At 40.4% G+C, this 8,147-nt stretch carries 8 protein-coding genes; 5 read left to right on the forward strand and 3 right to left on the reverse strand.

Annotated elements, in window-relative coordinates; genetic code table 11:
* The first annotated feature begins 354 nt into the window (after positions 1 to 354).
* On the forward strand, positions 355 to 1,593 hold the full coding sequence (gene coaBC / locus CALSC_RS12150) for a bifunctional phosphopantothenoylcysteine decarboxylase/phosphopantothenate--cysteine ligase CoaBC (protein WP_088241609.1): 1,239 nt from the start codon (positions 355 to 357) through the stop codon (positions 1,591 to 1,593).
* A 1-nt stretch (position 1,594) separates the two neighbouring features.
* Here coaBC and cobS read toward each other — a convergent pair whose 3' ends face one another.
* Positions 1,595 to 2,371 carry an adenosylcobinamide-GDP ribazoletransferase gene (gene cobS, locus CALSC_RS12155; protein ID WP_088241610.1) on the reverse strand — a complete coding sequence of 259 codons (777 nt, stop codon included), beginning with the start codon at positions 2,369 to 2,371 and terminating at the stop codon, positions 1,595 to 1,597.
* Between the two features lie 257 nt (positions 2,372 to 2,628).
* Here cobS and CALSC_RS27845 point away from each other — a divergent pair, with 257 nt between their 5' ends.
* The 3 genes from CALSC_RS27845 to CALSC_RS12165 all read left to right on the forward strand — a co-directional run bounded on the left by CALSC_RS27845 (position 2,629) and on the right by CALSC_RS12165 (position 4,714).
* Positions 2,629 to 2,757: a hypothetical protein gene (locus CALSC_RS27845; RefSeq protein WP_268807206.1), complete on the forward strand. Its 129-nt coding sequence runs from the start codon at positions 2,629 to 2,631 to the stop codon at positions 2,755 to 2,757.
* A gap of 3 nt (positions 2,758 to 2,760) precedes the next feature.
* Positions 2,761 to 3,213, forward strand: a complete 453-nt coding sequence (locus CALSC_RS12160; protein WP_088241611.1) for a hypothetical protein — start codon at positions 2,761 to 2,763, stop codon at positions 3,211 to 3,213.
* Between the two features lie 436 nt (positions 3,214 to 3,649).
* Positions 3,650 to 4,714: a PstS family phosphate ABC transporter substrate-binding protein gene (locus tag CALSC_RS12165; protein ID WP_088241612.1), complete on the forward strand. Its 1,065-nt coding sequence runs from the start codon at positions 3,650 to 3,652 to the stop codon at positions 4,712 to 4,714.
* Positions 4,715 to 4,731: 17 nt separating this feature from the next.
* On the opposite strand, the gene CALSC_RS12170 is transcribed toward CALSC_RS12165, so the two are convergent.
* A complete protein-coding gene (locus CALSC_RS12170) occupies positions 4,732 to 5,490 on the reverse strand; it encodes a Crp/Fnr family transcriptional regulator (RefSeq protein ID WP_088241615.1) in 759 nt (252 codons plus the stop codon).
* Between the two features lie 373 nt (positions 5,491 to 5,863).
* Between CALSC_RS12170 and CALSC_RS12175 the strand changes: the two genes are divergently transcribed.
* Positions 5,864 to 6,595, forward strand: a complete 732-nt coding sequence (locus tag CALSC_RS12175) for a DALR anticodon-binding domain-containing protein (protein ID WP_088241613.1) — start codon at positions 5,864 to 5,866, stop codon at positions 6,593 to 6,595.
* A 679-nt stretch (positions 6,596 to 7,274) separates the two neighbouring features.
* Here CALSC_RS12175 and CALSC_RS12180 read toward each other — a convergent pair.
* The gene (locus CALSC_RS12180; protein ID WP_088241614.1) at positions 7,275 to 8,132 is read right to left on the reverse strand and encodes a Cof-type HAD-IIB family hydrolase; all 858 of its coding nucleotides are present in this window, start codon (positions 8,130 to 8,132) and stop codon (positions 7,275 to 7,277) included.
* Between the last annotated feature and the right edge of the window lie 15 nt (positions 8,133 to 8,147).

The following is an 8,147-nucleotide window of genomic DNA, read 5'->3' on the forward strand; positions in this document are numbered from 1 at the left end:
TTGCTGTTATGTATTTATGTAGGTTTGATTACCTACTGAAACTAATATAATTTTTATGTTGAGTTTTGTAAAGCTTTTTCACAAACCTCTTTGTTATAAAACTTATAAGTTTTTTTATTACCTCAGATTTAAGCAAGTAAAAAGACGGTATAATCCTTGTGAGATAAGGATTTCGCCTTAGAGCAAAAATACTCAAACAGACTATTAAAGTTATGAACTGTGAATAGACTTGACCTAGCCGTCAGTCGTCGCCAGCCCTGGTATGTGTAACAGCAGCACTCCGATTAGTAAAAGCTGGCTAACGCCCAAAGGGTAACTTCTGTAGAGTATTCCCTATTACTCCTGAATTAATTAATGCACCTGTCTTCTAGTCCAATACCAAAAATTATCAATCCAGAATTTCGTCGAGTTCTCATTGGTGTAGGCGGCGGTATCGCCGCCTACAAAATTTGTGAAGTTGTATCTACCCTATTTAAAATGGGTGTAGAAGTACGCATAATTCTCACCCATACTGCTCAACAATTTGTTACACCTCTTACCTTTGCTACCCTATCTCGCCATCCTGCTTATACGGACGAGAATTTCTGGCTACCAACCCATTCCCGTCCTCTACATATTGAATTAGGGGAATGGGCTGATTTATTCCTGATTGCACCCCTAACAGCAAATACCTTGGCTAAGTTAACCTACGGTATGGCTGATAATTTATTAACTAATACAGTCTTAGCTTCCACCTGTCCCATACTACTAGCACCAGCGATGAATACGGATATGTGGGAACAGCAAACAGTACAGCGTAATTGGCAGCAAATATTAAAATATGGGCGATTTCATGAGATGCAAACCCCATCGGGGTTACTAGCCTGCGATCGCATTGGTGCGGGTAGAATGGCAGAACCACGGGAAATTGTCAGTTATATTCAATCTTTGTTACATACCAAAGGTCAACGAGATTTAGTCGGAAAACATATTTTAATCAGTGCTGGAGGAACCCGGGAATACCTTGACTCTGTGCGGTTTATTGGCAATCCTTCCACAGGTAAAATGGGACTAGCTTTAGCACAGGCGGCAATACATAGGGGAGCCAAGGCAACATTAGTACATGGTTCTGCGGCTTGGGATACTCCCCTAGGGGTAAAGACAGTACCAGTGGTGAGTGCAGAACAAATGCACCAAGCTATGGTGGAATATTTACCCAGTGCAGATGTAATTATTATGTCAGCAGCCGTCGCCGATGTGAAGCCGCAAGAATATAATCAAGGGAAATTACCTAAGCGATCGCTACCCCAAAGTTTACCTCTAACACCAGTGATTGACATAGTTGCAGATTTAGCACAATACAAACAACCCCACCAGCAATTAATTGGCTTTGCTGCCCAAACAGGGGATATTGTGACTCCAGCACTAGATAAGTTACAGAGAAAAAATTTAGATGCCATTGTCGCTAACCCCATCGATCAAGCCGATAGTGGTTTTGGTCGCGATACAAATCAAGCCATACTGATAGATAAGCGGGGTCATCAACAAGAAATCCTCTCTTGTAGTAAATTACACTTAGCTCATCATCTATTTGATTTTATTGGTTCATGTTAGTCTAAGTAACAATTGTCAAAATACATAAAAATAAGGCTTCAGTCCACTCCACCACAGCGCCATAGGTATCTCCCGTGTGTCCACCAAGCTTGTAATTAAACCAAGCGGATGTAGTGATCGCTATTGTAATTCCCGTGAGTAAAATTCCTGCCATAATATATAAGTTAGCCTTATATAAAGGGATTGTGAAAATACTGAAAAGACTTAGCAATATTAGCCCTGGCAGTAAATCTTTATAAGACTGGATTGCCTGTTTATGGAAAGCACCTTTACCACTCGGTTTCAGGTATGGATAGCAAGCGATCGCTACTTGTTGTCCCCAACGTCCCCATCCACAAGCTGCCATTAATATCAGCCATCGATGTTCCTGTATATCAACTAAGGCAGTGGTTTTAAGTAATACTAAAACAACTGCTGTCATGGCTCCAAAAGCCCCAGTCGCACTATCTGCCATTACTTCTAACCGACGCTGGGATTCCATTACTGCCAACCCATCAGCAGTATCCATTGCCCCATCTAAGTGTAATCCTCCAGTAATCCCAATCCAAGCTATAATCACTATGGCACTACGAGTTAATACTGGTATACCTAAACTAGCGATCGCCAAATCTAAGATTGCTAACAAGCCTCCGATCATTAAACCTATAACTGGAGCGAGATATGACACTTTCTGAAAATCCAAACCTTTTATGTAAGGCAAAGGGATAGAGGTATAAAAAATAATACCTGAAATTAAATTTAAGCATAATCTCTGAAAACAAGACTTATTTTTAGTCATATTATTAACATTAGTCGTGAATGAATCACATCAAATAACGATAGTGATGACGTTCTGACTTCCGGCACAATGCCCAAAATATTTTTTAAAGCTTTAAATAAGATTGGCTAGAAGGAGAAATTTACCCAGAAAATTTTGTTATGCTGATTTCAATATTCAGAATACTTATAAAGTTAAAAAAATAACTAGTTTTTAAACATTTAGTCAAAAATATATGAATGGTAACTTTATATTGCCATTTTGTTAATTAATAATTTATGGTTATCAATCAAGCTATTGCCCTACAAAAAGAGGATAATTTCAATGTAGGGAGTCGGCAAAGCTACAGAGTAGATAACTTAATATTAGCTGTGTTGTACCTCACCTTCGCTCCTAAAAGCTATTGAACTATGACTTACCATCTACCTGACACTCAAATACCGGCTCCATGCATCGTCAACACAGGCGTAGTTGTAAATAAACATGATATCCGGCAACTACTTAGCGATTTAGGTCGAGTACGCTATGTCTACACCCAGGAAAACCAATTACAGAACGAGGGTGAAGGAGATGTGGTTGAAGTATTTGCTAATCCCCAACGCTCTACCCTAGTTGCTAACCATTCTTTATATTTAAACATCTATAGTTTTGATTATTTGGAGCTAAAACAGTCTCCAGAAGCGGAAACCTATTTTGATTTGGTACAAGAAAGTACTTGTCTGCGGCTGATTCCTCTTTCGACTCCCTTGCAAGAGCGGCGAGAACGTTTTTTTAATGCTAACGCGATGGAAGCAATGATGGATCAGGTACTCTCTGCTAGATGGGATGCGGAGATTGATGATGATACTTGCGAACCTTTCTAGGAATAAATAAATTATTTTGTAGGAAAATATAGCGCTACGAGCAAGTAATAAGTCTTGCCCATAGCGCTATATTATGTTGGGTTGCAATAGCACAAGTATTGATTATAACCTACGACAAAAGGATAAAAGACCGTACATTGATTTAGGAATAAAGTAATAACAGGTTTGAAATTTTTATCCCCAGATTTTGAATACATTACCCGTGGGAAAATATTGTTGAAGCACCAAACCTATGAGCAGTAAACTTATTACTTGTTACTTATTACTCCTTCGAAGTGAATCCTAAGCCCTTCGGGCACGGCAAAGCCTAACGGATACGCTTCGCTAACGCGAAGCTCTCCCGAAGGGAGCAAGAGGCACGCCATTTGCTTGATGCCGGGAAACCCGTCCACCGCAATGGCTCACTTATTACTTGCGCGTAGCGATATAATTTCCGATGTCACAAAAAAACGAAACACCTGTTTTAATTTTATCTTTACTGATTACCGTAGGACTGATAGGAGGAGGTTTTTGGTGGTTTACACAAAAATCTGGTATAAACTTGAACCAGTCAAATAAATCAAAGTCTCCTACTTCTAATACAACGAATCAGCCTCAAGCATTTTCTGGAATCAAGAAAGAGAACAAATTCACTGCTGTAAAAAATATTCCTACTGGATTATTTAATTATGGCGGTAGTACTTCATGGGCACCAATCAGATTGGCAGTTGATACGGCTATTCAAGCAGCATTACCTGAATTCCGGTTACGCTATGTACAACCTAGCGGTGGAAAAGCTGGTTCTAGTAGCGGTATAAAAATGTTAATTAATGGACAAATAGGATTTGCCCAATCATCTCGACCAATTACTGACGAAGAATTAGAGCGTGCCCAAAAACGAGGATTTAGTCTCAAACAAATTCCTGTAGCAATTGATGGTTTAGCCGTAGCAGTACACCCCGATCTCAAAATTCCGGGATTAACCATCAATCAGCTACGGTCAATTTACACAGGTAAAGTTACTAGCTGGAGTCAGCTAGGAGGTGCAAATATTCCTATTCAGGCATATTCTCGACCTGTAACTGATGGTGGCACAGTAGAATTGTTTGTCCAAGACATTTTGGGTGGTGAGGCATTTGGTTCCAATGTGGACTTTGTACCAACTACCACCCAAGCACTGAGAAAAGTAGCTAGCAGTCTTGGAGGTATTTATTATGCTTCTGCTCCGGAGGTTGTGCCTCAATGTTCAATCAGAGCCCTGCCATTGGGACGAACTCAAGGACAATATGTTGTTCCTTATCAAGAACCATTTGTCACTCCTTCCCAATGCCCTAGTAAACGTAATCAATTGAACATTGAGGGTTTTCAATCAGGTAAATACCCAATTACACGCAACTTGTTTGTTGTAGTCAAACAAAACGGGCAAATAGAAGAGCAAGCGGGTCTTGCTTATGCCAACTTGTTATTAACTGAGCAGGGACAAAAACTCATTGTCCAGCAAGGGTTTGTGAGAATTCGTTAATACCTGCTCGTCATTTTCTAACTGGCTCTATTAATCGACTCTGCTGGTAAGCAAATTAGATTATCCCCTTGAGTGAGGATTAAGCCACGTTGGCGTAGTTTGCCCATTAAGCGGGTAACGGTTACACGGGTGGAACCGATAGCGCTACCAATTTGAGCATGGGTGAGGGGGAAGGGTAGACAATAGCCACGGATCACATCAGGATCTGTTTCACTCATTGATGGTTCTCCGTATTCTTCAATTAACAAAGTGAGGAATCCTAGGAGTCGGTCAATGGTACGCCGTTGTCCTAAAGCACTCAGCCACAGTAGTTTACGCTGGTGCTGATAACGGAAAGCATCCATAACCTCTCTACGGAAGTGAGGCCAATTATCTAAGTCGTGCCAATACATCCACAACACTGCTGTTTGATCCACGTGGGCGTAAGACTGGAGTGTGAATGGTGACTGAGCCACAATTTCAAATGGCTGTCCAGCACCAACAAAACCTAAGAAAGCTTCTTCTGGGGTTCTATTGATACGTCTAGAGGTTAATTGACTTGCAGTAGCACTAACTTGGGCAGTTCCCACCATGCGAATCGCACCCCTTTGCACTAAATACAGCAATCCAGGTCTGGCTGGAATGCGTTCATCTTTGCTAAAGGTACGGCAGCGGTAATGTTCTTGGGCCCAATCAATGATCCGTTGCCAAGTTAGAAAAGGTCGTGAAGCCTCAGAAAAGGAGGATTGAGATTGCATAGTTAACAAAGAGCGTTCGGCTGAAGACAAAGACATCAATAAAAAAGGTGCAAGGAGTGTCTTTGTGTTGGCGTGTTGGCTTAACGCCATTAACAGCGCCAGCCATCAAAAATGTAGAAAGGAATTTTACTCTCTACTCTTTTGTTATACTCCTAACTGTACAATGATGGTAGTATTCTTTACCAGTTATTCAACAAATTTCACGAAATTCTTATTTTTCTACTCTAAAAATAAAGTTATGTCTCAAGACAGATGACTAAAAATACGTATTTTTAGCTACTTCGCCTCCCGGAAATGGATTTTTGTGCATAAAACGCTACTGGTTTGTAAATACACAGCAATTAAGCAGCTAATCTCCAGTCAAATACGGAGATCAGTCGGTATTTATGCTGACAGAAAGAAAAAAAAATGCATGGATTGCGAAAATATTCATCTATATAAAGGTAGATATGTAGATAGGGTTTTTTACATTACTCCTCTAGCACTGAAGTTATCAAAGTCTAATAAAATTAAAGCTCTAAAGATTGCTGATGAGATGGAGGCAATTTTATCTGCAAGTTTAGGAAACATGTTTTTTGTTCATGTTACCCCTTCGGCTTTGATTCATGTAGTGTTAAGTGACGAATGTATAGCTACTTGGTTGGCTAATCTGACATCTTTGGGGTTTGAGGAAGAACTGGAAGGTAATAATATATGTGATGCTCCTGAGTTATTATCCAGTTCTCCGGCTTTATTTACTGCACAATATATCCATGCTCGCTGCTGTTCTCTCTTAAGGTTAGGGGAACAGGAGGGATTAATTAAACTGAATGAAATTAACTGTAATTCCATATCTTGGCTCAACGATAACCAGAAACTTCGTTGCGATCGCCAAGCCAGCCATCGCCTAATTTTTGAGTTAATCCAGATGGTGGATTGGATATACTGCGATCGCTCTGGTAGGGATGTAAATTGGGAAAAAGCTGTGGTGAGTTTAATTGATGCTTTTCAAAGCTTCTGGAGTAATTGTCGTATTTGGGGTGAAGTCAAATCTACGTCACCTGAATTAGCACAGATGAGAATTGGATTGGTTTTGGCGACTAAAGTAGTTTGCAAATTATTGTTATCAGGTAAGCTGGGTATAATTGCTCCTCAATCTCTGTGATCCTAGAGGAGCAATCTTGTAGGAGAGGGGAGTGATGGAGTGATGGAGTGATGGTTGATAGTTGATAGTTGATAGTTGGGATTTAAGATTTTTTATCTTTCACTCCTTCCCTCTTTCCCTCTTTCCCTCTTTCCCTCTTCCCCTCTCACCTAAACCCAGGTATTTTGGCATTAATGAATCGGTGTTCTAGCTGGCAAAAATAAGCAAAAAGATTACTGTTACTTAAATACAAAAATTTTTGTAACAACATTTGACAAATGAAAAAAATTGGGATACATTTTTAAGCGTGTGAGGAGCGAACCAGCAAGAGCACCGAGACGAAACACGGCCAGTCGTCGGTGCTCTTTCTGATTTTATGCACACTACAGAATTTTTTAGTGATGAATAAAATTGTATCTGGAAAGAAATTGGGTTTTTGTACCCACCACGGTGTTTCTGGATCAATCTTTGACTGCTCCCCTGCCTGAAGGCGAGGGGATTCTAATGGGATTTCTAGCTAAGTATCCAAAAAAATCACTCCCCACACTTTTTTCGCTCACCCTGTGGGGACTGTGGGATAAATCCCACCGTATCGGGTTTCATCCCCTGTCTAAAGAACAAAATACGCAACTGTGTTGCTCTTTTTCAGAGGCTTTCACCCTCTCGCTATACTTCTGGTAATTGGTGTGAAGTAAATCGGTTAAGATAGCAAAAATTTGGCGATCGCTGCCGCAACACCATCTTTTTTTACACTGGGAGCCACCCACTGAGCAGTTGCTTGCACTTCTAGAGGTGCATCACCCATAGCTACACCAATGCCAGCATATTCTAGCATTTCCACATCGTTGAAGTTATCACCAATGGTCATGACATTGTGAGGCTTTAATCCCAAAATTTCTTCTGCAAGATAACTAACGGCTGCACCTTTGTTGACTTGGGGATGAGCAGCTTCAAAGAAGGTAGAGACGGATTTAGTCAGGTAAAGTTGAGTCGGAGTATATTGGCGACGCAAATTGTGAAGTAATTGGTCAATAATATTTGTATCTTCACACAGAGCGAGAATTTTTGTCGGTTCCCGATCTAAAACATTACGTAAGTCACCTACTGCAATGGGATTTATCCCAGAACGTTGTGCATATGCTTGTGTGTCTTGACTTAATTTCCGAACGTATAACTGGTCGTTAATGTAGAAATGTATAGATAAAATATTTTGTAATTGTGGTTGTTCCAAATAATCCAATAACTGTTCGGTAATTGTCCTAGAAATAACCAAATGATGATGAATGGTCTGGGATGCAGGTTCTTGAATCCAAGCCCCTTGATAGGCAATTAAAGGTAAATTAGAGCCAATTTCCTGGTGAAAACGTAAAGCAGAACAGTACATTCTTCCTGTTGCGATCGCCACTTGAATCCCTTGGGCTTGGGCTGCGGTGATGGCTTGTTTGACAGGTTCCCTAACTCTGTTGTCATGTCCAGCGATCGTACCATCAATATCTACAACCAGTAGTTTAATATCTGGTGCAGGGTTTGTTTTATTTACAGCAGATGCGTTCTGCATAAATTAAAGTTGTTC

It is taken from the genome of Calothrix rhizosoleniae SC01 (assembly GCF_900185595.1).
Lineage (GTDB): Bacteria > Cyanobacteriota > Cyanobacteriia > Cyanobacteriales > Nostocaceae > Calothrix_A > Calothrix_A rhizosoleniae.

What these genes read in the sequence shown, in the direction of transcription:
- coaBC (WP_088241609.1), top strand. Translation starts at nt 355, where the DNA reads ATGCACCTGTCTTCTAGTCCAATACCAAAAATTATCAATCCAGAATTT.
- cobS (WP_088241610.1), bottom strand. Translation starts at nt 2,371, where the DNA reads ATGACTAAAAATAAGTCTTGTTTTCAGAGATTATGCTTAAATTTAATT.
- CALSC_RS27845 (WP_268807206.1), top strand. Translation starts at nt 2,629, where the DNA reads ATGGTTATCAATCAAGCTATTGCCCTACAAAAAGAGGATAATTTCAAT.
- CALSC_RS12180 (WP_088241614.1), bottom strand. Translation starts at nt 8,132, where the DNA reads ATGCAGAACGCATCTGCTGTAAATAAAACAAACCCTGCACCAGATATT.
- CALSC_RS12175 (WP_088241613.1), top strand. Translation starts at nt 5,864, where the DNA reads ATGGATTGCGAAAATATTCATCTATATAAAGGTAGATATGTAGATAGG.
- CALSC_RS12160 (WP_088241611.1), top strand. Translation starts at nt 2,761, where the DNA reads ATGACTTACCATCTACCTGACACTCAAATACCGGCTCCATGCATCGTC.
- CALSC_RS12165 (WP_088241612.1), top strand. Translation starts at nt 3,650, where the DNA reads ATGTCACAAAAAAACGAAACACCTGTTTTAATTTTATCTTTACTGATT.